This window comes from Sulfitobacter sp. KMM 9851 (assembly GCF_057178245.1).
Genome location: NZ_CM169991.1, coordinates 1,932,484 through 1,955,094 on the forward strand (window position 1 = coordinate 1,932,484; position 22,611 = coordinate 1,955,094).

Genomic DNA, 22,611 nt, shown 5'->3' on the forward strand with positions numbered 1-22,611 from the left:
CGCCCAATCATTTGTAATGGATCATGTTGACGACGTAATCCGGTCGCCGCACGTAGGCTGTGCTGCCATCGTGATTGGTCGCTGGGGTGACGGTCAGTTTCTTGGTGGTGTTGTCCCATGCCAGTGTCGGCATTTGGCTCATAGAGGCGTAGATATGACCCACGCCAGGACTTGTAGAGCCATAGGTGGTCGGCCCAAACGGGCTTGCGAGAAACGGGATAGCCTTCGGGTAAAACGTAATCGCGCCGATCTTGTCGTCAAATTCCGGCACCGAGATATCGCCGGAATAGCTGTACCCAATGTGCAGGGTCTTGATCAGGCGCGTCAGTTTGCGCAGCCCGTAGATTTCCAAGTTCCCGCCCGCGTCGCGGGTTGCCAGACCATACGCCATCAGCCCAGGTTCCCCAGCTTGACGCGAACCACACCCGCAGCGTCATAGACCTCGATCACATCGTCTTGAATTTCGATGCGCTCACCTGACGCAGCACTTTTGAAATGCCCGATATTGGCGCTGATGGCGGACAGTTCTATGACGTCCATTTTGTCGGCAGTGACCGAATTTGTTACCAGCCTTTTACCGTCGAAATAGCTGATACCGCGCGGCAGGTATTGGCTTGGTTGGGTTGCATTGGCATGGGTGACGGCGAACATCGGGTGATGGATGAACATGAAGCTATCGGCCCCCGATAAGGTGCCAAACTTGCGGATAATGATGCTCACAAAGCGCGCATTGGCGGGGGCTTTCGCGATCAGAAACGGGCGCTGCCATGAATTTGGGTCCGTCGATGATCCGATATAGGTTGGCACTGCGGCGCTGGGGGCGCTGATTGAGGCTTTGTTGGCGTCCCGCCACTGCAAGTACAACTGGCCTGTGCAGCGGTGGGCGGCGATATAGGCTGAAAACTCGTAAAATGTGTTGGGTTCGACCTCGATATAATCGTAAGCGCCTGTTTCCAGCAGGTGGCGCAAGTAGACGTCGCTGTAACCACTTGCAGCAACACCAGTTTGGTGCATCTGCAAGGTGGGGCGGATACCGTCGGTAAAAGAGTTGCTGGGCTCCCGCAAAGACATCGTGGTTTCCGCCCCAGCAGCACCCCATCCCTGAAACAGGAAGTAAGCGGGGCCATCTGATAGATCCGTGTTTTCGAGCAGGTTGGCATTGCTGCCCACGGACATGTGCGACAGGGAAACAGTGCCATCCAAGATGATATTGGTGGCGGCGATGCGCGCGATCGAGACGGATCCGGCTGAACCGTCCGCCGCAATCAGATCTAACAGAGACACTTCACTGCCCGCCTGGGCGCGTATCAAGTAGCCTGCGCTGGCATTGCCTTCCAGGTCAGCGATTGCTGTCCCTTGCGCTGTCACAGTGGCCGGGACGCCGCCAGCTGTTACGCCTAGTTGGCTTAGTAGTACGCCAAAGATCGTGCCAGTCAGAGTGTCGCCACTAAGGGCCGTGATATCCGTGATGTTGCCCTGCAATTCTCCGATATCGACGCCCAGATCGGTGCGCGCCTGGGCGATGGCGCTGTTTGTATCCACAGCGGTCAGATAGTTATTTGTCAGGGTGGCAGACAAGGACGCCACTTCGCCCGACACATTGGCGGCATCAGTGATGTCCGCCACATCGACCAGTTTCATCTCGATTTCTTTAGAGGGATCACTGTAAGAGGATGGGAAGTAGACCATGGGCAAAATGTAAGCGGCATCGGCACCCGTCGCGATATAGGTCTGCTCAAACACTTCCCAGGTATCTGCGGCAGTAAACGTGTGATCGACGGTCCCGGATACCGAAACAAAGGCATAGGCGCCATTCATCTTGCGGAATTGGCTTTTCAAATGTGGCCCGACACCAAAGGCGCCGACATGCCGCGCAGCGATACGGATGCGGTAAGTATGTCCCGCCACGTAGCGCAAATACCCCCTTGGGGCCACATGTCGGTTAGACGCCGCTCCCGCGCTGTAAAGAACCCGACCCGCGCCCACGACAGTGCGGAAAAATACAAGGTTAGAGACACCTCCCTTGCTGTCTGGCGCACCGGTTAGCGCGTGTGACCAGTATTTATCGTCTTGTTCAAAGGTCGATGGCAGGGTGTTGATCTGCCCCAGCGTGATTTCTGCTGAGAGGCTGGTTTCCAGACCGTCAATATCGCCATCCACCCCTTCAAAGGCACTGGCCAGATCCCCCCCACGAAACCACTCACCAGGGCATTGTGATCATTTCGGATGTCCTGGGCATACTGATCGACCTCCGCCACATCTGTGGCAAGCTGGTCAGCCGCCATCTGGGCCGCATCGATGGCGTCTCCGACCTCCTGGTCCAGATCGACAAAGCCGGGCCGCAGATCGGGTGCGGTCACAGTTTTCCAGATCGACCAATCTGTCGGGCGCGGGCTGTCGGGAATGAACTTGGCGCGAACCTCGTATTCCACAGCAGGTAGGATGCCGTTTGAGATATAGACCTGGCCGTCGCTGACAGTATCCGATCGGGCTGGATCCAGCGCCACGCCGGTCGCCTTCACCCGCAGTTCGAAGGTGATCGATCGCACGTCGCCAATATCGCCATTCCAGACCGCCTGAATGGCCGGTCGCCGACCCGCGCCGGTTTCATCAGCCAGGCTGGCAGGATTGACCAGAAAACCTTCGACCTCCTGCACCGGAATAGGCTGCGGCAAAAGCCCTGGCACAGCTGGGGGCGTAAAATCGACAGCTGTGTCGAATACGTAGTCAGCCGGATCCACTTCGGTCAGATCGACAATCACATCAGCATCCGGCAGATCAATGACGCCATCGACGCGGAATTGCTTATCCTGGTACCCGTTGCGCACCGATGTCCAGGCAATGACATCGCCCGGTTCTAGCGGCCAGAACTTTGGCGGCAGGTGAAATGTGTGACGCCGCGCCCGGCGCGCCTCATTCAGCGCCGCCTGCATCAGGCGCTGCGCCTGCTCTGCATAAGGTACAAAGTCGAGTGATACATCGACCAGCAGCCGCCGCCCGCCGTCTTCGGCTTCATAGTCGGCCCGGTAGAGCGGTGGGGCTGTCTCGACCTGCCATCCGGCCGCAGGCGATGGATATTTTGCTGACACGCCGTTGACTGTTTCGGCCAAGCCCAGGAAGGGTGTGAAGCTCTGGTCAGATCTCGACAGGATGTCATCATCGGTCAGGGTCGCGACCGGCGCATCTGGCGCGCCGGCAAACAGCTTATAGACCCCGCCCGCATCCGACAGCCGCCCGTTGCAAGCTGTCAAAAGCCCTTGGATGGCAGTGTGAATTTCTGCGTTGACGGGAATTTCCCCAGAGGCGCGAAACAGCGCTTCGGACCCGCCTGCCCCCTCGACCCCGCTGGCGCATTTGGCCACCTGGGCAATCCAGTGCGCGGCAGGTAACTGTGCCTCTGCCACGCCCTGCAGCCCATAGAACCATTCGCCGTTGTAGCGGATGCCGCGCAGCACGTTGTAAAGCTGGACCGCGACGTTTTCACTGGGCTGCCAGGTCGACGCGTCATTCCACCGCTGCGCGCCGCTCCCGCCGACACTGCTGTCTTTGGAAATGTCGTAAAGCGGGATCCCTTGAACCTCGAAAAGGAAGGTCGGGAACCCGTTGCGGTAAAGATCCGCATCGATGTGCGCGCGCACAATGACATAAGACTTGCCATATCCGACAGCGGTCGCGTCCCAGGGCCGCTCCAATGATGACACATGATCCGTCAGCCAAGGATCTGCAGCTGTCTGGGTGCCATTGTAAAACTTGAATTGCAGGCGGTTTTTATCCAACGCCCCAGCGGGCGATTGTGGCTTGATAAACTCGCTGGCCGACACCCATCCATCCACGCCATCAACCAGCGTCACAGCGGCACCGTTTACCCAAAGGCCGGTCACACCGGCGCAGGGCAGATCCGCCAGTGTGATCACCCAGGTCATCCACCCGTTGGGGGCTGTAGCGCCAAATTGCGATGTGTTGGCGTAGGTCAGAGATCCTGCTGTCGCATAGCGCCCGACAATAAAGGCCTGCGGCACATCGGCCCCGCGATCCAGTTGGCCCTTGATCCCCAGCCGATCCGCCCCGTCCTTTCCTGACAGCTTCTGCGCCAGGGCGGACAGACCCAGGCTGGCGACGGATTTCAGCAGGAAGGTGCCAACCGCGCCCCAGGTCAGGCTTGCAAAGAAAGACCCGACCGCAGCCGCGATCGAACTGAAAATAGCCATCTACAGAACCCTTGAATATGTTATTTCACTGGGCGCAAAGCCCGCGCGCGCATAAAGCCGATCGAGCGATCGCCCTGACAGCGCGACCATTGATGCCCTTGCGCACCCCATACCCTGCGCCCAATCGAGATAGGCCCGCAGGATCCGCAGCACTGCGCCCCCGCCGCGATGCGCCGGATCGATCCAAAGCCCCAGCTCTGACGCGATGGCGACCGGCGACCAGGGCGACCGGCAGACGGTTGCGCAAAACACGCCGCGCGCAGCACCATCCACATCCACCACCAGGACCAGGTAGCCCCCCGACGCGATCATCGCGCGAAAGGATCCATCCAGGTAGTCGCGATCGATCGGCAGATCCGGCTGCGCGACAGCCAGAAACTGGCCTGCCATCTGCACCAAATCGGGAATGTCGCGACCCTCGGCAGGTCGGATCATGTGTTGCGACCCAGCAGTCGATCCAGGCTTCCTGGGATTGGGGCGACAGGCGGCGTCGGGTTCTGCTGTGACGCGTTGCCCCACCTGATTTCCCATGTTCCGACCGCTGCAGCATGTCGCGAAAAGCTGTCGCCCGGTGTGCGTCTTTGCTGATCCGCATGTGATCGCGTGGCTGTGTTGCGGCGGCTCATTTCTTGGCTGTGGCCTAGGCAGGTCAGCTTGATATTGCCCGCCTGCGCCTCTGATGGTGTGATGATTTCAACGCCATCCACAAAACCAACAAAGCGCGCAAAGGCGGGGGCCAACTGGACCAGGGAGGCTGGCGCAAAAAGCCCGCGGAATATCTCGACCCGCGCCTGTTTTACCGCATAGCTGCGGATCAGGTCGCTCGCGTTGGAAATTTGGCTCATTGAGACATCAACCGTCTGCACCGTAAGATTGCTGGTCATCGGCACCTGCGAAATATCGATCAGCCCGCCCGCCCCTTGAAAACTGCGCGCGGCCTCGATGCCGGTGCGCGGATCGATCACCTGGGCGGTTACCTGGCCCAGGTCAGACCAGAACCCAACCGGCACCACGGCTTGGGTGGCGATGTCGCGCACTTCTAACCAGAGAAAGTCGCGGATGGTCACGCTGCGCGCCTGCAGCGCCGTCAGCGCGCCCGCAGGTAGGGCTCTCATGTGATCACCTGCGTGGCGGACCAGGATAGGGTATCGCGCAGCCCATCGACGGGTGATCGCAGCACCGTGCCAGGATCGACCATAAAGCGCGCGGGCGCATAGCGCAGCACCACCGGCATCGCCACCACGATCGATGGGCGCAGGCCAGGCCGGATCTCGAACCAGGGACTAAGGCCGGTGCCAGCGGCGACACTGGTTTGCGCCGCGCGCAACAGATGCAGGTTGGTGCCGTCATCGATCGACAGCCAATCGCCCTTGGTCAGGACGAAACCCGCAGGCAGGCCGGTAATGCGCAGCGCCAGGCGATCGGTTCGGATGCTGTGGATGGTCACCCCTGTCAGCAAGGACAGCTTGTCAGAGGCGGGGAAAGGCCGCGCCGGGTCATACCCTTCAAACAGCTGGCCACCGTTTTCGAGAGTTAATAGATCCGCTTCAACCTCGCCCGCGCGATCGCGCTCCATCGCCGTGGTCAAGTAGAAGACCTGCCACAACAGCGGCCCCAGGTCTTTCACCAGAGTGACACCGCCTGCGCTGCGGCTGGTTTCCTGGCGCCACAATGGCTTAATGCGCGGCGTGGTCGCGGGAAAGGTCAGACCGGCTAGGATGTCGGTGCGCGGAAATGTCAGGGTCATGTGATCATTCTCCGCTTCTTGCCCATGTTCACTGTGTTGATGACGCGGCCTTCGAACTCCGCATGGGCGCGCGCCAGGGCCGCTTCCAGACGCTGCACTGCGCCCACATCCGCGCCACGCGCATCGATGTTGTAAACTGGTGCGAAAGTGGCCCCGCCACCCAACGCGCCGCGTGTTTGGTTGGCGTTCAAAACTCGCGCGCCGCGCGGCATGTTCACCAGCTCCGGCCCGCGTTCGCCAACCATTGTTAGCCCGCCTCTGGCGTAGGGTGTGCCGGTTGCCAATCCTGGTATTTTGAAATTCGCAAACAGGCCCGTGACTGCGCTTTCGGCAATGATACTGGCCAGGCTCGACAGAACGCTGGCCAACGCCTCTTTGAAGGACATTGCCCCGGTGATCAGCCCCTGGAACGCCGACGACACCGACGACTTGAAAGTCTTGAACCCTTCGGCGACTTCATCCAGCGCGGGTTTGATTTCCTTGATCTTGCTGGCAGCACCGCTTTTGCCGTTGCCACCGCCCCCAGCACTGTCGGCCACGCCATCAAGGGCATCGGCCAACTGATCCGCTGCGTCAGCAGAGCCCTCGGTGTCGGTTGTGAAGCGGCTCTTGAATAAGGCCCATGCGGTTGCGCTCTTGTTCGCGGCTTTGAAGTTCGCAGTGGCATTATTTGCTGCCGCAATAGCGGCCGTCTCGTGGGCGCCAGCAATCTCCTCCAAACCGCGTTGCAGGCCGCGTCCCTTCGGAAGTTCTATCTCAAAACCCATAGCTCCCATGATTTTCTCGATCGGGCTGTTCAGGATCATATCCACGAAGTCGGAAAGAACGTTCGCCATCGAAATGATCGACTGAACAAAGCCATTGGCCATCTTATGCCATACAGCTTCGGCTACATTCCCGAACCCGACCAAATATGCGGCCATGTCGGAAAACACCGCCCGCATCAAATCGCCAACGGCAGAAATGGCATTGCCCCAGCCGCCTGTCCCTTTGACCAGCCGACCAAACCAGAACACAAGTTCGCCTGCCGCCACGACGAGCGCGCCGATGCCCGTCCGGATCAGCGCGCCTTTCAGGAAGACAAGCGCGCCCGATAGGGTGGCGGTGGCCAGCTTGGCCGCCACCAGCGCGCCGACATACCGCACCCCGAACCCAGTCACCGCCACTGCGACATAGGTGCCTAGCCGTTCGATGTTGTCGGCAAGCCCGTCGATAAGGGTGCGCAACAGCCCGCCTTCGCGCAGGCTGTCGGTCATCGCCTGGGCCATCGCCCCAAGTGCAGGCACCAGGGCGATCGCCAGCTGCTGCCCAGCATATTGACCGATCAGCCCAAGCCGCCCGATCTGGTCATTTGCCTGCTCGATCGCAGCGGCATCGGTGCTGCTGATCGCCAGGCCATAGTCCTCGATGTCTTTGCGCGCGTTGCGAAAGACATCACCGCCCGCCAGGACTGCCAGAACCATTTCCCGATTGCGGACCCCCAGATCCTGCAGCACGACGGAGGCCTGACCCGTAGACAGGCCCAAAGCCTTGATCCGGTCGGCAATCAACGCGACCTTTTCATCCGCTTCCAACCCGGCCAGATCTTTTGCGGCGAGGCCCAACGTACCCAGCGCGCGCGCGGATGCTTTACTGCCCTTCGTGATCTCGCGGTCCATCGTCTGGACCCCATCGGTCAGAGTGGACAGCGAAACGCCCGCTTCCCCCGCCGCCAGTTCCAACGCGCGGAAACTGCCGATCGATGAGCCAAGCCGCCGTGCCGCTTTTGCAGACTTGTCGATTTCTTGCGACCCTTTCAGGGCGGCGGCATAGATCGCGCCGCCCATTGCCGCCGCGACACCCGCCACAGCCACAAACTGATTGCGCATCGCCAGCAGCGGCTTTTGAACCCGCCGCGCACCGCTTTCGAACTTGGCGCTGTCCAGCCCAAGATTGACGCGAAGCGCGCCGATGACAGATGATGCCATTAGTGTTTCCTCATTAAAGCGCGGTCGACGCGATCCCAGGCGGCAAGACAGGCTGCAATCTCGGCCCGCTTGTCTTTCTGCCCCGTCACAAATTCATCAAACGGGATAGGCTTTTCCATGTGCGGCAGCATGGCAGTGAACCAGATTTCGGCGCGCCGGTCCTGGCTGCGCAGCGTCGCACCCGCCATTTCCAACATGTAAAGGCGTGGCGTGATGTGCCAGAAGCGCGCCGGGTCGAAACCCGCCGCGATGTAGCGCTTCAGAAGGTCAGAAAGGTCTAGGCCGCTGCCTTCTTCGGCCTTTTCCCGTTTCCCGGCGCGCCCTCCGGCACATCGGGAAAGCTGTTGCCCATCAGCTTTGGCAACACATCCGCGTTTTCCGCGATGATGTCATCCGCCAGCCAGCGATCTGCATCCTGCGCATGGTAGCGCTGCAGCGCGCCCAAGAACAAATCAGACACGATCGACAGGTCTGGCACCCAAGACGGCCCTGCCCCCTCTGGCGGATCCAACCGATCGAGAACGTCCAGGCCATGTTTGGCCTGTAGATCTGCCAGGACCGACATGCCGACGAACAGCGTATAACTCTTGCCCCCTGCGGTGACCGTTAGCTTGCCTTGCACATGGGTCATGCAATCACCCGCGCGTTTGCGGCCTGGCGGTCCTGAATCTTAATCGCCAGGTTTGCCATCGCCTTGTCCCCGACGGAACCGCTTGGGGTGTAGCTGTTGACATAGCCGCGATAGGTGCGGCGCGCCGATGTGCCAGCGGGGTCGATGTTGAACTCGATCAACACCTTTTCCTTGGTCCCGGCAGCGGTCAGGCCCGCCAGTTCTTCCAGGATCACATCGCCAGGATCAGCGGCCCAATACTGCTTTTCCTGCGCCCAATCGGCGACCGGCAACAGGCCAGGCGTGGTTTCCCGCGTCCGCCCAGGCGATTGCATATGCGTGACGTCGGTGTCTTCCGGCACCTGGTCAGGGAATGGCAGACTTTCGAAACCGAAAATCTGCGTGAAATTGTAGGTGCCCGGCGTGACGTCATCCTCGCGCCCGATCCACAGTTCCCAATCATGGACGATATCGCCCTCGAAGTCTTTCTGCGCCATTTACTCGGCCTTCCATGCTGTTGAAAAATCCAGGCCGACGCGGTAGGGGCGCTCGGCTTCGTTTGAACCGCCTTCGCGGCTGTCTCGCGTGGCCACATGGGTGACCAGGCGGAAACGTCCGGCGCGGTGGCAGTGCAGCAGGCTGATGACAGCCCGCGACAGCGCTTTCGCAGCCCCGTAGGTCAGGCCGTAGCAATCGACTTGCACCCGACCTTCAAACAGACGGTTACGCCCGTTCATGTGAAACCCTTCGATGTTGGTGATCACATTCAACACAAGGGCCGGATAACCCGCGCCCTGGGGCCGTTCACCCCAATCGATGCGATCCCCAACCAGGGCTGCAACGGCAGTGTCTGCCAGCAACAGCGCCCTAAAATCTTCTTCCATCGATCAGCCCCCAGCTGCGCGCGCGGCCTTGCGTTCGGCGCGCTTGATGCTCTGTTCCAGTTCCGCCCAGAGTTCCCGGCTCAAACGGTCCAGCATGGCCGTCTGGTCCTGATCCCAGGCGGGGCGCATGAAGGGATGCGGCGCGGAATGTTCAGTCCCGAACTCGACCAGATGGCCATGCCGCCCGCCCGCGCCGAGGTCATAAGATGGCCCCAGGAACATTTCGATCGATGCCCGCTCGTCGCGGAACATGCGGCGATGTTTGCCCGCCTGACGCTTGGCCAGCTTGGTGCTGACCGTGATCGAGCCTTTGAGCGCGCCGGTCTTTTCCGGCACCCCGGCCTTGGCGGCCTCGACCATCGGCTCTGCGGCCTTTTTCAGCGATCGCCGCAACACGCCCTTGCCTGCGGACCTGCTCAACTGATCCAGGGCGTCTTCCAGCGCTGCAAACCCTTGGGTTTCCATGGTGACCGTCATGCGCCCGCCACCCGCGCGCCTGCGGTGATTTCCAACCGCCAGCGATTGCCGATGTCTTTGATGCCAAAGATCGCATAGGTCGCGCCGTCACAGACCAGCTGGTCTTTTGGCGTGATGCCGCGCGTCAATTCCATGGATGGCACCACAAAACGGCTGGTGATTGTCGCCGACACTTCGCCCGCGCGCAGCCGCTCTGCATCACTGATATCGACCTTTCCCGCCCACAGCTCTGGGCCGTGGTCTTGGAAGGCATCCACTTTGGTGAAACCGTCATCGCTCTGCACCGCGCGGCGAAACTGAATCCGGCTGTCGAGTTTCATTGCCCCCGCCATTCGATCAACCCGTCACTCGGGGGCGGCGATAGCGCACCTGGTTCATCAGCGCGCGGATGTGAAATGACACTTGGGCCGGTTCCACCCCTTCCAAGGCGATGCCCGCGTCGCGGAATTCCTTCACCATCATGATCACCGCCTGGCGCTGTTGCTGGGTCGGCGCACCGCCGACATTGGCCGTCACCCGCGCCCCGCGCGCGCCCTGCAACGTTGCTGCCAGATCATCCGGCAGCAGCAGCTGCGGTTCATCCTGGCCCTGCACCACATAGGCGCCCCCGGCATCTGTGCCGGTCCAGATCCCCTGATCGTCTTGCCATTCCACCAGGGCCAGCGAATTGACCGGCCGCACCGGAAACCACCAGCGCGAATAACACCCCTGCGGCAGATCGAATTGATAGTCCGCCGCCGCCATGGGATGCGCCGTGCCTGTCTCGACCACGGCAGTCGCCGATGCGATCAGATCAGTGATCAGCGCATCATCGTCGGTTTCGATTTCAAGCATGTGAATGGACCGCTTAAACTCGGAAACTGTCACCGGCCCTGCAGCCGCCGTGGTCAGGTTCTTCATGTCCTGCAGACCCTACGACTTGGCCGCAGTGTCGGCACCCTGCGCGGGTGGTTCACCCTTGCCGGTCTTTTTCTCCTGTGCAGCGGTGGCGACTTTGGTAGCTGCTTCGGCTTCGCCATCATTATCGGCAGAACCCGCCGACACTGCGGCTTCACGTTTCGCCAGTGCTGCTTCACGGGCATCGAGCGCCGCGGCCTTTGCCGCAAAACCGGCATTGGCATCCTCGATCATCGCTTTGGCTTCTTCGGTACCGATCCGGTCCAATTGTTTGGCAAACTCTTTGTCAGCCGTTTCGTCATAGGGGCGCGCCACCGATGTCAGCTTGGCCGCTTTTTCGGGGTCAAATCCCGCGATGTCGCCTTTAACGTAGGGGCCATGCCCCTTGAAAAACTTCATGACTACTTTGGTCATCTGATCGTCCTTTTCAGTTTGAAACATTAATATACAGAAGGGGCGCGGCCCCCTCTGCCCCCGCGCGTGGCAGGTCGGTTTTTCGGTGGCGCGTTAGAGCGACCAGCCAGCGCCCGTCAGCTTGGCGATGGCTTCGTCATGACGCGGGGCGAAGTCGTGCTCTTCGATCGCGCGCATCAGGGTCAGATCGTTCTGATAGGCTGATACCGTGTCACCGCTGGTGTCGACGTAAGCCGCTTCGGTAGACGACGAGATCATCAGCTTCATACTGTCGCCGACCATCAGGTCATTGAAATCAGCAAAGAACACTTCGGTCTCATTGCCACCCACGCCCAGGTTGTCTGGCAGTTGCGATGTGGTCTTGATCGGGTAGCCCAGCAGCGTGTTGTTCTGGTCGATTGACGGGAACAGGTAAGACCCATGATCGGGCTCACGCAGGCTTGCCAGAAAGTTGCGGGTCGATGCGCGCATGATCCAGCCCGGCTTGATCATACCTACGTTGGCATCCTGCACCTTCGACACCATGCGACGCAGAGCCGATTCAACAAGTGCCGCCGTATTCGCCACCGCCGTCTGGGTGTGAGCCGCCAGAACCCAGCCGCCCATCCCTGTGGGGGTGTTGGCGGTGCCATCGCCGCGCAGAAATGCCAGGTCTTTGCGCAGGCCCATGACATCGAGCATGTCGTCGCGCACCAATTGCATCACGGCAGCACCACTGTGGCGTAGCAAGGCATTGCCGACCGGCACCAGGGTGCGCAGGGTTTTGAAGCTCTGGTCGACCTTGTCGAAAGTCGGTTCGCTTTCCGGTGTGACAAAGTTTTCCGCACCGTAGTTGGCGGTAGCACTGGTGGCTTGGCGGGCGTGGCGCACCTCCCCAGCAGGCATGTCGATGACGCGCGCGCCAGAATTGATCACCGTGACGCGTGGCTTCAGCAACTCGATCACCTCTGCGGCCTGCGCTTGCGGGATGGTCACACCACCCGCGCTGTCACTGGCCCCCGACAGGGCAGCGGACATCCCACTGTGGCCGTCTTTATCAAGGCGCGCGACCGCACGATCCTTGTCGCCGTTGCTGTTGGCCAGGGCGTGCACCATGAAGGCAAATCCAATGCCTTTGTCGTTTGGATTGTTGGCAACTGCGGGTGTCGTGGGAGTTGCAGGGTTATTAATTTCTGACAGGGCAGATGTGGCGTTCGCCGCCTCTACATCTTCGGCGCGTTTGACAGCTTTGTCGGCACCTTCAAACGCAGCCTTGGCCGCATCGAATGCGGCCACCGCCTCGATCATTTCGGCCGCATCAGCGGCCATGCCACCTTCTTCAAGTTCCGACAGAGCAGTCGCGCAGGTCTGCAAAGTTGTCGCCGCTGCTTTCCGGTCGCGTCGGTAGTCGTTCACGTCTTTCATGTTCCAAACTCCATGGAAAAGATGCCGCTTGCGCAGCACAAATATCCCGCCGCGATGGACAGGTCGAAATACACCGATGTGATGTTGGTGTTAGGTTGCCGCGCGCGCTGTCGCGGCTGCGGCCAGGGCGGCATAGGCCCGACTTTGCGGGCGTGGTGCTGGCGCGTTCGACGCCATTACGCGGGCATAAAATGCATCGCGGGCTTCGATCGTATCGACCAGACCGCGCGCGACGCCCTGGTCCGGGCCAAACACCGCGCCACCATCTGCCGGATCATCTGTCACAGACAACTGCGCCACCAGCTGGGCGGCATCGATGCCGCGCCCCGCCGACACAGCGGTGTGAAATTGCGCCTCGGTTTCATCCAGCGACCGGCGCAGCTCCGCCATGCCCTCAGCGGTTGCCGGGTCTGGGTTCTTCGCACGCGCGTGGCTCGACGACACTTCAAACCACCGATCCCCCCAGCTGTCGGTGGCCTGCGGCGATGTGGCGGTCAGCCGCACCCCAATCGACCCAACCAGCGCGCCTGGCGTGATGGCAATATCTGTGGCTTGCGATGCCAGCCAATAGGCCGCCGATGCCGACAGCGGATTAATCAGCACATGCACCGGCTTGACCGCCGCCGCCGCCGCGACCGCCGATGCAGCGCCCTCAATGCCCAGCACCATGCCGCCGGGGCTGTCCATGTCCAAGACAATGGCGCTGCAATCCTCATTGGCCACCAGATCCGCCAGACTACTTTCCAGCCCCTGATACGTGGTCCAGCCCATGTACTTCTCGAACAGGAACATGTTGGGCGTCAGCAGCCCGCGCACAGGCACGATCCCCAGGCCGCGCGACACCGCGTAGCGTTCGCCGCGCTCGACCGCGATCACATCGCCCGCATGGGCTTGCATCTTGTCGATCGGCAGATCGAACGCCAGCAGAGCGTCACCGCCATGATGCGACAGCGCCATCGCGCTGGATTGCAGATAGTGTCCGACTGTCCTGCGTGTCATGGCTTAGTCCTTTTTTTCGGTTTCTGCATCGCGGGTCATGTTCGCCGCAGGGTTCAATCGGTCATCATCACCCCCGTCGGTCACCGGCAAGTTGGCGATGCGCTGCGCGGTGTTGGCGGTCATGATCGGGCCGCCAACTGCTTTGGTCAGCGCGTCATATTTTTCCTTGGTGGTCGGCTGCAGCAGCGCGCCAAAGTCGTGGCGGAAAAACAGGCCTGCACGGCGCTCCGCTTCGGTCAGCAGCCCCATGGCATATTCCGCCTCGATCAAAGATGACCAATGCATCAGGCAGTCGGTCAGATAGTCGATCGCCTGCTGTTCGCCGTTGGCCTTCACCCCGTATTCCAGCATCTGCAGCTTGCTGGGCGGCATCCGGTACACCGCCGCGATCTGCTCGCGGTCAAACTTGCGGCTGGCCAGTAGTTCTTGATCGGCGGCCGACAGGTCCAGGCTTTCGATACTGTCGCCCGCGCCAATGATCGGAAACCCTTCGGTTTCTGGATCTGTCAGGGCGTTGCGGATGCGCTTGCCGTTGCGGCTGTAGGCTTCGGCGTCCTCATAAACGTCTTCCATCTTGATCACCGCGCGCATCGTGGTGCCGGAGGCTGTACGCGCCGCCGCTTCCTGGCCCGCCAGTGCCAGCCCAAAACTTTCGCCCGCGACCTCGATCGGGCTGCGCCCGGTCCAGCCATCCTCTGGCATGTAGCGCAGGTTAACCATCGAGCGCGACGGTACCCGGCGCCTGACCCCTGCCCCATCTTCAAAATCAAATACCCGGCTGCGGCCCGCCTTGAACATCGACACATGGTCAGGATTGATCGCCTCGATCAGCTCCAATTCGCCGCCACCATCGCGCGGCGCATAGCCATGCCCACGCCCCCGGATGCAAAAGGCATAGACCAGGGCAAACCGCAGCACCCGCGCCGACACGCCGGGCGATGCCTCGACGTTCATCAGATAGGCCGCAGGGTGATCGCGCACCCGTGTTTCACCTCCCTCGCCGTCTCGCTGGTACATTTTCAGAGGCACCTTGCAGTGATCCCCGGCGATGTTGTTGGCGCAGGCAAAGACCGTGGCGTGGCGCTGTGCGATCAGCCCTGTGGCGCGCGGCAGGGTCCGCACCCGCGACTGCCCGCCATAACCGATGTTGAACACCGCGCCATGCGGATCTCGGGTGCCGGATGTTGCGGCAGCTGCGATGACAGGTTCAACACGCGCCATCCGTTCGGGCTTGCGCCGTGTCAACAGACCAGAAAACATGCTCATACAACCTCAATTTCCCGCGCTTTGCGCTTACCTTCCTGTGCCTCGGCCCGTCCCACCGCCATGATCATGGCGACAGCGGCGTCGATCCGGCCACTCGATTTTTTCTTGTTCGGCTTCACGTTCTCTGCAGCGTCCTCATCGCGGTGGACATTGCCCACCTGCCAGGCCAGCACCGGGTTACCCCCGTGCCGAATGCTGCCTTGCACCACCCGTTCCTCGACCCGCTTCATCGGCTCCGACATCGAGGCATAACCCTGGCGATGTTCCACCATCGGGAACCGGCGCTGGTCCAGCCGCTTGGCCAGGTTCTTCATGCCCCACGGGTCGTAAGCAACCTCACGCAGATCAAACTTGGCCCTGATCCATTCCAGCCGCTCGGCGATCTGATCCTCGTCGATCACACCGCCGGCATGTACTTCCAGCCAACCTTGATCGCGCCAGCCCACAAACTCCCGCTTTTCTTTCTGCGCCCGCTTGATAAAGCCCTTCGGCCCCTCTGGCAGAAACGTATAGGCGATCAAATAAATCACCCCATCCACCGGCACCGCCACCACGATCGCCGTGGTGTCGATCTTGTTCGACAGGTCCAGCCCCACCCATGCTGGCCGCCCATAGAGTTTGCGGATGTCGATCGGCGCCGACCCCAGGCCCGCATCCCAACTGTCGCGGTCGATCCACATTTCTGCGCCTTCGGTCCACAGGTTAAGGTGGAACCGTTTGAAGTTGGGCATCCGGCCCGCAATCAGCTGGGCGTTCTTGGCCTTGCCCTCAACAAACGAAAGCTTCTTTGATACCCCCAGGTTCGGATTACCCATGGCCCAGGCAACCGGGTCCATTGGGTCACTGTCCGGGTGCGGCTCTGCCACATAGCCAAAGAACGCGTCATCCTGGACGGCCCCACGCAGAACACTTTCAGCATAGCCCCTGATTTCGCCGCACAGGCTGGTCCGATCATGGCCCGCCGTTGTGATGATCCAGTCGATCGGCTGGCCCCGCGCAGCCATACTCTCGATGATCGTTTCCTCAAGTTCACGATCGGTCCAGCGGTGCATTTCGTCTCGCGCTACAAAGCTTGGATTGATGCCATCGCTGCTGTCACCGTCCCGGCTCAGACAGGATATCGACCCATCAAAGCGCGGGGTTTCAATCACGGTCCGCCACACATCCATCATCTGGCTCAGAAACGCTGACCGCTTGATCATGCGCTTCACTTCCTTGAACAACAGCCCCGCCTGGTCTCTGGTTGTCGCCGCGCAATAAGCTTGCGGTGCGGCCTCCCCATCGAACAACTGGGTGTAGATCATCGGCAGCGCCGTCTCTGTCGTCTTGCCGTTCTTCTTGCCCACCTGGTTGTAAGCGGTCGTAAAACGGCGCAGTCCGGTCGCCTCATGTTTCCAGCCAAACATCGAGCCGATGCGAAACTGTTGCCACGGCTCCAGGGTCAAAGGCTGACCCGCCATGGGCCCGACCGAATGCTGCAGCATCCCGCCAAACCGGATCGGGCGCATCGCCGCTTCACCGTCAAAGACCAAGCCGCGATCGGCGCCGGTTTCGAGATCCATCAGGTGGCGCTCGCAGGCCATCCGCACCAGGTTGCCTGCTACAATCTTGCCCGCCAGCACGTCCTGCGCATATTGCGTGACCGGGTGCTCAGCCTTTCCCATTCAACATGCTCACAACGTCATCGAACAGATCACCCTGCCCTGCCGCGCCCAGTCGCTTTTCGTCCACCGGCGACATCCCGAACAGCGCGCCGATCCGCTGCATCTGCCCCAGCGCTTCCTGTTGCAGCCCCCAGGGAGCCGTCTTTTTCTGCTGCTTCCCATTCCGGGTCATCGTCTCATAGTAGAGACCTTCCATCACCAGGCAGTGGGTGGCCTGAATGAAATTTGATACACTCTCGCAGTACCCCGCGAACAAATGGACATGATGCGGCTCTAGCCGATCCTTCGCGACCAGCTGGCCCGCCAATTCGTCCCATACCATGCGTGCATCGTCGCTCATGAAGTCCGGCGCATCTGGTACATGCTTCTTGGCATCCCCCTTGAAAGGCACAACCGTGCCAGCGTTCGGCTTGCGTCCTTTCATTTTATCATCCTCTTGCCAGTCCCATGGGCTTTACCCCTGGGCTTTTTTCTCCAATTTCAAACGCACGAAAGGAAATGTCCCCACGCCGGTCCTGTCCAGAACGGATAAATTTTCAGACCACCCCCGGGGGAAAACTTCATGTGTTTAAAGATGCGGAACAAAGCACAAGTTTGTAGGCTTACGACAACTTTAAGAGTTTTCGCAAATTTCCCACACCTAAGAAGACGCGCTCACTTGGTAGAACCTTCATGCCAAACCCTGATCGTTCGAGTCAGGATCTGCAAAGCACGGCCTCTGCTAACTCTAAAATCCAGAAACGCAAAATGTTCTGAGAACATTGCATTGGTTTGCCCGTCGACAATGAACTCGTACCGTCCGCCATCGTCTTCATAGGCTGGGTCATATTCGACAACGCGCCATGCCCCAAGGAATTCGCCGTCTCGGGTAATGACATCACCACCTGCAAGATTAAGCGCGTATCCACTTTCCATCCACTCATCGTGGCCTACGAAGTTTATTGGATAAATCAAGTCCATGCCGACGTTGATAGATCCACGAAAGGATTCTCGCAAACTCCTTCACTTGTCATACACGCCGTGGAAAACCTCACGCGCCGTCTTGCGGCTGTGGCAGGACTTGCACAGCGCCTGCCAGTTGGACCGGTCAAGGAATAACCGCCTGTCACCCTTGTGCGGCCTGATATGGTCCACTTCTGTTGCAGGCTCGACCGCGCCCAGTTCGGCGCAGTCCACGCAGAGCGGGTTGCGCCGCAGGTACTGGAGCCGTCCAGTGATCCAGCTGTTCAACTTATACAGCTGTCGATGCGCTTGCGCATGATCCGACAGTTGGGCAGTAGATCGCCGCTCTGCCAGCTTAGCTGCGCGCCGCGCCTCGTGATCCTCACAATGCGCCAGTCCCTCGATTGCCAGATCATCGCAGCCCGCAGCAACACAGACCTTGCGCAACGCCATGACACACCCACCTGATTGATTGATAGCCAACAAAAATGCGCCCTGACCGTCTCCGGTGGGCGCATTTGTTGATGATGTCACAAGTGATACAAATCACCGATGTAAGCGTCAAGTGCCTTTCGGGACCTCGCTGCCAGAGTAGCCGCGCATACGGTCCAGCGCGGCGCATAGGGCGCGATGGAGCGCTGTTTTGTTTCCAACGTAGTCAGACCAGCCACACGCAATTAAAATCCCGCTCAATGTCTCACTGTCCACACAGAACAGATGCACCAGCCGCTGATCCGTGATGTTGCGCGCAGGTTGACCCATCGTCCCACCGCGCCGCGATGGCCGCACCCGCCGCACCGCCATCGCGGTTCCCGTTCCGATCCTGCGCTGCAACCGGCGCAACTGCTGCATGTCGGCCAGCATCGCTTCACTGACACCGCCTGCCCCAACGCCTCCGCCACCCGTCCCGCCGATCTGCGACAACTTCAACCCGGAGCTGGCGCAGCGGTCGAAGAGGTCACGGTATTCCCGACCCACATCGATCTGCCCCGGCGTATAGGGCGCGGGCTGCTTGCGCTGTACCGCCTGCAGTTCAGCCTTGTGGAAAGCATCCTGCACCATCATGGCTGCGAAGCGACCCACCTTTTTCGTCACCACATTGCCCGCATCCGTGATCACCGTCTCGCGCGGATGAAACAACAGCACCGGGCCGCGCGCCGGGGCCGCAACAATCTGTTCACGATCGCAATGCACCGGCACTTGCGCCTGACGGTCCATCAGATGCCGCAACACCTGGTCCCGATGGTGTTGCGTGACTTGATCAGGCCGGATGCCAAAACGTTTGGCGACCTCGATGTCGACGGCGGGCGGGCAAGAAATACGCGCGGCCATCATGCTGCGGCCCCCGCCCGGTTTGCTGCATCACCCAGCCCTAGATCCCGGGCTTGGGTGCAGCGGGCAATCTCTAACTGACGCGCGTCATACCATGTTCGATCCGCAGCCGACATGTCGCGCCCTCGATCATATCCGGCCTGCAAGTCTTCAGCTCGGCGCAGGTTATCCCGCGCGGCGTCGCGGATGCCTGACACCACGAAACTGCTTGGCCATTGACGGTTAGCGCGGAGCCACCGCATCAACTCCGGCGCAAAGCCTTGCGCCAAAGCCTCCTGACCAAGCCGCGCCGCAAACACTTTGCGGATCAAGGGCGATGCATCCGCCTGTGGTGGCTCGATCCGCCGCGCCTGTTCCAGCACCTTTGTTGCCAGCGGGAACCGATCACGGTCCTTGCCGCCGCCGCGCCCGGCCATATCTTCGGCCAGCGCGCCCAGGCCATCATCGCTCATATAGGCCAGTCGCTGGCACAACTCGTCCTGCATCGCGGCAAACAGTGCCTTGGTCATGCCTGCTGGCTTCATCAGCCCCATACGCTCCAATTGGTCTATCAGCAGGTGCCGCACCCGCTTTTCTCCGTCCTTCTGTGCCTGTTCGTCCATGCCTCTACCCCTTTTCTCAGCCTGCTACGTTTCAACCCGTCTCACCATTTGCGTCCTGCCGCGCCCCTGGTTTCTTATATTGTCGTGTCCTGTCTTATGGTGCGGGACACATAGATTCCTTAAGTCGCCGTTATGTCCTGCTATGTGTCCGCGACTGTCCCTATGTGTCCCGAGACACATAGGGACACACGTCATTCCCTTTGTGATTTCCGAAAGAACCCGCTGGCGACCTTCTCAAGACAAGCTTGAATGGCCGCATGAAACTGCGCCTCCGTGCGGCGCTTGTTGCCTTCGCGGTCCATCGCTTCGCGGATATGGGCATCGACCCAATAGACTTGCGCTGGCTCCATCGCGATCGACGGGGCTACGCCCGCCAGGGCCACCGACAGCCGATCGAGACGTTTGCGCGCCGATGCGCCGTCCGTGCGCGCCGCGTTCATTTCCTTGCGCGTCAGAGCCTCCAGCACCACGCGGGTGACGGTCTTGTGCATCAAGCGCACCGTGCCGTCGTCGCACTCGCAAGGATGCCAGCCGTGCAGCACACCATAGGGCCGCTCGACCAGTGCCTTGAAGGTTAGCGGATCGACCGCAGGCACCAGCATTCGCGCCAGCCGCGCATGATCATTGGGTAGCGTTCCGACGGGCGTTTGCTCATGAGACATCTGCACCAGGTCGAACCACATGCCCTTGACCTCATGTGTCGCATTCCAGCGCAGATCGGAGTTCAGATAGCGCCGGAACTCCCATGCGATAAACCCATGGCTGTCGAGGCGCACCGATGAGGAAACCGGGTATTCCTCTAGGTGATCTTTCTCAACGGGGATCAGATGCGGAACGGTCATGTTGAAACTCCGTTCCGGCGCGTGATTTCTCGATCGAGATACCAGCGCGCCTTCTCCAGGTCCTGAATGGGCGCACCCTTTGCATCGGCGCGCCAGATGTCTTTCAGCGCGTTTCCGAGATTGAAATTCATATGCTCGGCGACGGCGATGCATTCCACGCCGGACGGATGACCCGTGTAATGCGGCGGATGGTTGACTGCTCTACTCATGCCCCGTCACCTCGTTGGCGCGGTTGGCGCGGTTGGCGCAGGCTTCTGCGTTCACCTCTCCATCTGTGCTATCTACCTGTTCACAAAAGTGATTCAGAATAGGACAACTTGATGAACCAAGAAGAGATTGAAGCGCTTCAACAGCGTCTGGAATGTCTTGAAAACCAACAGGAAGAGCATGTTGCAGTCCTAAAGGATGTTCGCAAAATGCTTCTTCGAGTTGCTTCCCGGCAATCAAGGCTAAAAGCCATGGCGGGATTTCGGCAGAGCAAATCGCCCTTTCAAGCGAAACTCTGGCAATTTTTGCTTGATGAGGAAGTCGACCCTGATCAGGGCATCCTGTATCTGACCCGAGACTGAACAGAACTTCAGCGTTGTATTCATCTGCATATTTCAAGGCCACTTTCGCAACCCAAGCGATGATCTCCTGTTGAACCTCATGCATGAGACACCTCGTGTCCTGTGCAAGCGCGGGGATTTCCCGAAATTGAGCGTTGCAAGGCGCACAGCGCTTTGCCACCGTTGGCCTGATCCGTAACCGCCTCTGCGTTCTGGTTTGGACGCCACGCGGCAAGGCGCTCCGGGTGATCAGCCTGCGCAAACCCAATACCCGCGAATGGAAACGATATGAACAAAGTTAAACCCCTGACGAATAAAGACGGCGAAGCCCGTGAACTCGACGAGGCGTTTTTCCAAAACGCCACACGCGGGCGACCCGTCCTGCCTGATGCTGCGAAGAAGGTGCGCGTCAACCTGGCGCTGGACCCGGAGGTCGCAGCGGCGCTGCGTATGGCTGAAGGGAATGCAAGCAAGCGGGTCAATGATCTGCTCCGCGAGGATCTGGGGCTGCGGGACTGACACCGCACCCTGCCAACTCGACTCGAACCCGGCGATCGACCGGCCACGCACTTTGAAACTGCGTGACGTACCGCCGTGCCGCACTAGCCAGGTCCATCACACCCGCGTCGCGCCGCTCGTACTGCAGGAACATCATTCGCCACCGTAGAGCTTGTGGAAAAATTTTTCCGACCGGCGGTGCCAGCGGCGCGAACGCCGCTGCCACTTTGCCGCAATCAAATCGGCGCGGGACGACCACGCCTGAAACCAGATTGCCGCGATGCGCGTACGGAGCCTCATGCCGCCCGCCCCCCGCGCACACCGTCCAGCGCACATTCGACACCGGCCAGCACCATCACCGCGGTGACATAGCTTAGCGCCGCGTCATTCTCGCAGTTCAGCCAATTGGTGATCTGTCGCTCGGACACGCCCAAAACGGGCGCCCCCAGCCGGGCCACTTCGGTATTCGACACCGCTGGAAAGGCGCGCCACAGCAGCGCCGCGAACCATTTGCGCGACAGGTTTTTGTGTCGCCCGCCAAGAAAATCGCCGCGCCGTGCATTTCTGGAAAGATTTTTCCGCATGTTCACTCCATGTTTGACCTGTGAGTGATCAAACGATGGAACAACAACCTGAAGGGCGGGACGGGGTGCGCAGTTGGCGCACCCCTTTTCGTTTGAGTTGGAGACCAGGGCGGCGGTCATGCGGCGGAACCCTTTTCGAAGTCGGACACCCAGCCGGAAACCGTTACTGCACCTTCGGTAAATGTTTGAATTTTTACTGCCTTGTCCCAAGATGGCCGCGCCTGCTGTTTAAGCCAGCGGTTAACTGTAGGTTGCTTCACACCAATGGCCTCGGCAAACTTTGCTTGCGTCATTTTGGTGTTATCGAGATATGCAGCTAGTTCTTCCATGCCAGATATATACGTCCAACGTATTTACTAAGTCAATACGTCCAACGGATAATATACGCGCGCAGGGCTATACCAAAATTCCAAGCGGGCGCATAAACTGGCAATGAGAAACCTAAAAACCATCCGCCAATCAAAACAGATGACCCAAGCCGTCTTGGCCGAGAAAGCCAAGGTGAAACAGGCGACCATCTCAAGGATCGAACAGGGCATAAACAACCCGTCTCTCGATGTAGCGCAACGAATTGCTGATGCGCTAAATGTCAGTGTTGTCGAACTGTTTGGCCTCCCCGAACTTGAACAACGGGTACTGCAAGCCTTTCGCGAAGCATCTCCAGAACGGCGTGCCGCGCTACTAACTCTTCTGGGCCCAGACACCTAAAGTCGGACAGGAGTTGAT

33 protein-coding genes are annotated in these 22,611 nt (G+C 60.1%); 3 read left to right on the plus strand and 30 right to left on the minus strand.

Annotation, left to right across the window (positions count from 1 at the left end):
* Positions 1-7 precede the first annotated feature (7 nt).
* The 27 genes from AC1965_RS09485 to AC1965_RS09615 form a co-directional block, all read right to left on the minus strand.
* Positions 8-391 (minus strand): hypothetical protein, encoded by a 384-nt coding sequence (locus AC1965_RS09485; protein ID WP_483883631.1) that lies wholly within the window; start codon positions 389-391, stop codon positions 8-10.
* Positions 391-2,160, minus strand: a complete 1,770-nt coding sequence (locus AC1965_RS09490; protein WP_483883632.1) for a hypothetical protein — start codon at positions 2,158-2,160, stop codon at positions 391-393. The genes AC1965_RS09485 and AC1965_RS09490 overlap by 1 nt, the downstream gene beginning before the upstream one ends.
* Positions 2,043-4,208: a phage tail protein gene (locus AC1965_RS09495; RefSeq protein ID WP_483883633.1), complete on the minus strand. Its 2,166-nt coding sequence runs from the start codon at positions 4,206-4,208 to the stop codon at positions 2,043-2,045. Before AC1965_RS09495 ends, AC1965_RS09490 begins: the two co-directional genes overlap by 118 nt.
* Positions 4,209-4,598, minus strand: coding sequence for an N-acetyltransferase family protein (locus AC1965_RS09500; protein ID WP_483883634.1), 390 nt, complete (start codon positions 4,596-4,598; stop codon positions 4,209-4,211).
* Positions 4,599-4,639: 41 nt separating this feature from the next.
* On the minus strand, positions 4,640-5,323 hold the full coding sequence (locus tag AC1965_RS09505) for a hypothetical protein (RefSeq protein WP_483883635.1): 684 nt from the start codon (positions 5,321-5,323) through the stop codon (positions 4,640-4,642).
* On the minus strand, positions 5,320-5,955 hold the full coding sequence (locus AC1965_RS09510; protein WP_483883636.1) for a hypothetical protein: 636 nt from the start codon (positions 5,953-5,955) through the stop codon (positions 5,320-5,322). The genes AC1965_RS09505 and AC1965_RS09510 overlap by 4 nt, the downstream gene beginning before the upstream one ends.
* A complete protein-coding gene (locus AC1965_RS09515; RefSeq protein ID WP_483883637.1) occupies positions 5,952-7,922 on the minus strand; it encodes a hypothetical protein in 1,971 nt (656 codons plus the stop codon). Before AC1965_RS09515 ends, AC1965_RS09510 begins: the two co-directional genes overlap by 4 nt.
* Entirely contained in the window at positions 7,922-8,119 is a 198-nt protein-coding gene (locus AC1965_RS09520; protein WP_483883638.1) for a hypothetical protein, read from the minus strand. The genes AC1965_RS09515 and AC1965_RS09520 overlap by 1 nt, the downstream gene beginning before the upstream one ends.
* A gap of 80 nt (positions 8,120-8,199) precedes the next feature.
* Complete coding sequence (locus tag AC1965_RS09525; protein ID WP_483883639.1) at positions 8,200-8,553, minus strand: hypothetical protein; 354 nt, start codon at positions 8,551-8,553, stop codon at positions 8,200-8,202.
* Complete coding sequence (locus AC1965_RS09530; protein WP_483883640.1) at positions 8,550-9,029, minus strand: phage tail protein; 480 nt, start codon at positions 9,027-9,029, stop codon at positions 8,550-8,552. Before AC1965_RS09530 ends, AC1965_RS09525 begins: the two co-directional genes overlap by 4 nt.
* Positions 9,030-9,416: a DUF3168 domain-containing protein gene (locus AC1965_RS09535; protein WP_483883641.1), complete on the minus strand. Its 387-nt coding sequence runs from the start codon at positions 9,414-9,416 to the stop codon at positions 9,030-9,032. It lies immediately after the preceding gene.
* A gap of 3 nt (positions 9,417-9,419) precedes the next feature.
* Positions 9,420-9,893: an HK97-gp10 family putative phage morphogenesis protein gene (locus AC1965_RS09540; RefSeq protein WP_483883642.1), complete on the minus strand. Its 474-nt coding sequence runs from the start codon at positions 9,891-9,893 to the stop codon at positions 9,420-9,422.
* Positions 9,890-10,213: a head-tail adaptor protein gene (locus AC1965_RS09545; RefSeq protein ID WP_483883643.1), complete on the minus strand. Its 324-nt coding sequence runs from the start codon at positions 10,211-10,213 to the stop codon at positions 9,890-9,892. Before AC1965_RS09545 ends, AC1965_RS09540 begins: the two co-directional genes overlap by 4 nt.
* A 16-nt stretch (positions 10,214-10,229) precedes the next feature.
* Positions 10,230-10,793 carry a head-tail connector protein gene (locus AC1965_RS09550; RefSeq protein WP_483883644.1) on the minus strand — a complete coding sequence of 188 codons (564 nt, stop codon included), beginning with the start codon at positions 10,791-10,793 and terminating at the stop codon, positions 10,230-10,232.
* A gap of 12 nt (positions 10,794-10,805) precedes the next feature.
* Positions 10,806-11,204, minus strand: a complete 399-nt coding sequence (locus AC1965_RS09555) for a hypothetical protein (RefSeq protein WP_483883645.1) — start codon at positions 11,202-11,204, stop codon at positions 10,806-10,808.
* A 93-nt stretch (positions 11,205-11,297) separates the two neighbouring features.
* Positions 11,298-12,608 carry a phage major capsid protein gene (locus AC1965_RS09560; RefSeq protein ID WP_483883646.1) on the minus strand — a complete coding sequence of 437 codons (1,311 nt, stop codon included), beginning with the start codon at positions 12,606-12,608 and terminating at the stop codon, positions 11,298-11,300.
* A gap of 90 nt (positions 12,609-12,698) precedes the next feature.
* Entirely contained in the window at positions 12,699-13,607 is a 909-nt protein-coding gene (locus AC1965_RS09565; RefSeq protein WP_483883647.1) for a S49 family peptidase, read from the minus strand.
* Between the two features lie 3 nt (positions 13,608-13,610).
* Positions 13,611-14,873 carry a phage portal protein gene (locus AC1965_RS09570; RefSeq protein WP_483883648.1) on the minus strand — a complete coding sequence of 421 codons (1,263 nt, stop codon included), beginning with the start codon at positions 14,871-14,873 and terminating at the stop codon, positions 13,611-13,613.
* Entirely contained in the window at positions 14,870-16,537 is a 1,668-nt protein-coding gene (locus AC1965_RS09575; protein WP_483883649.1) for a terminase large subunit, read from the minus strand. The genes AC1965_RS09570 and AC1965_RS09575 overlap by 4 nt, the downstream gene beginning before the upstream one ends.
* On the minus strand, positions 16,524-16,961 hold the full coding sequence (locus AC1965_RS09580) for a phage terminase small subunit P27 family (protein WP_483883650.1): 438 nt from the start codon (positions 16,959-16,961) through the stop codon (positions 16,524-16,526). The genes AC1965_RS09575 and AC1965_RS09580 overlap by 14 nt, the downstream gene beginning before the upstream one ends.
* Positions 16,962-17,191: 230 nt before the next feature.
* On the minus strand, positions 17,192-17,497 hold the full coding sequence (locus AC1965_RS09585; protein ID WP_483883651.1) for a hypothetical protein: 306 nt from the start codon (positions 17,495-17,497) through the stop codon (positions 17,192-17,194).
* A gap of 42 nt (positions 17,498-17,539) precedes the next feature.
* On the minus strand, positions 17,540-17,932 hold the full coding sequence (locus AC1965_RS09590; protein WP_483883652.1) for an HNH endonuclease signature motif containing protein: 393 nt from the start codon (positions 17,930-17,932) through the stop codon (positions 17,540-17,542).
* Between the two features lie 108 nt (positions 17,933-18,040).
* The gene (locus tag AC1965_RS09595) at positions 18,041-18,814 is read right to left on the minus strand and encodes a hypothetical protein (protein WP_483883653.1); all 774 of its coding nucleotides are present in this window, start codon (positions 18,812-18,814) and stop codon (positions 18,041-18,043) included.
* A complete protein-coding gene (locus AC1965_RS09600) occupies positions 18,811-19,413 on the minus strand; it encodes a hypothetical protein (protein WP_483883654.1) in 603 nt (200 codons plus the stop codon). Before AC1965_RS09600 ends, AC1965_RS09595 begins: the two co-directional genes overlap by 4 nt.
* Positions 19,414-19,604: 191 nt before the next feature.
* Positions 19,605-20,255 (minus strand): hypothetical protein, encoded by a 651-nt coding sequence (locus AC1965_RS09605; protein ID WP_483883655.1) that lies wholly within the window; start codon positions 20,253-20,255, stop codon positions 19,605-19,607.
* Positions 20,252-20,464 (minus strand): DUF3310 domain-containing protein, encoded by a 213-nt coding sequence (locus AC1965_RS09610; RefSeq protein WP_483883656.1) that lies wholly within the window; start codon positions 20,462-20,464, stop codon positions 20,252-20,254. Before AC1965_RS09610 ends, AC1965_RS09605 begins: the two co-directional genes overlap by 4 nt.
* The gene (locus AC1965_RS09615; RefSeq protein ID WP_483883657.1) at positions 20,457-20,909 is read right to left on the minus strand and encodes a hypothetical protein; all 453 of its coding nucleotides are present in this window, start codon (positions 20,907-20,909) and stop codon (positions 20,457-20,459) included. Before AC1965_RS09615 ends, AC1965_RS09610 begins: the two co-directional genes overlap by 8 nt.
* Positions 20,910-20,958: 49 nt before the next feature.
* Here AC1965_RS09615 and AC1965_RS09620 point away from each other — a divergent pair, with 49 nt between their 5' ends.
* Together AC1965_RS09620 and AC1965_RS09625 are read left to right on the plus strand one after the other, a co-directional pair.
* Positions 20,959-21,105 carry a BrnT family toxin gene (locus AC1965_RS09620; RefSeq protein WP_483883658.1) on the plus strand — a complete coding sequence of 49 codons (147 nt, stop codon included), beginning with the start codon at positions 20,959-20,961 and terminating at the stop codon, positions 21,103-21,105.
* The gene (locus AC1965_RS09625; protein WP_483883659.1) at positions 21,092-21,322 is read left to right on the plus strand and encodes a BrnA antitoxin family protein; all 231 of its coding nucleotides are present in this window, start codon (positions 21,092-21,094) and stop codon (positions 21,320-21,322) included. Before AC1965_RS09620 ends, AC1965_RS09625 begins: the two co-directional genes overlap by 14 nt.
* Before the next feature lie 132 nt (positions 21,323-21,454).
* Here AC1965_RS09625 and AC1965_RS09630 read toward each other — a convergent pair whose 3' ends face one another.
* The 3 genes from AC1965_RS09630 to AC1965_RS09640 form a co-directional block, all read right to left on the minus strand.
* Positions 21,455-21,601, minus strand: a complete 147-nt coding sequence (locus tag AC1965_RS09630; protein WP_483883660.1) for a hypothetical protein — start codon at positions 21,599-21,601, stop codon at positions 21,455-21,457.
* The gene (locus AC1965_RS09635; RefSeq protein ID WP_483883661.1) at positions 21,598-21,885 is read right to left on the minus strand and encodes a hypothetical protein; all 288 of its coding nucleotides are present in this window, start codon (positions 21,883-21,885) and stop codon (positions 21,598-21,600) included. Before AC1965_RS09635 ends, AC1965_RS09630 begins: the two co-directional genes overlap by 4 nt.
* A gap of 116 nt (positions 21,886-22,001) precedes the next feature.
* Positions 22,002-22,214, minus strand: a complete 213-nt coding sequence (locus AC1965_RS09640; protein WP_483883662.1) for a helix-turn-helix domain-containing protein — start codon at positions 22,212-22,214, stop codon at positions 22,002-22,004.
* Between the two features lie 103 nt (positions 22,215-22,317).
* Between AC1965_RS09640 and AC1965_RS09645 the strand changes: the two genes are divergently transcribed.
* Positions 22,318-22,593, plus strand: coding sequence for a helix-turn-helix domain-containing protein (locus AC1965_RS09645; protein WP_483883663.1), 276 nt, complete (start codon positions 22,318-22,320; stop codon positions 22,591-22,593).
* The last annotated feature ends 18 nt before the right edge of the window (positions 22,594-22,611 follow it).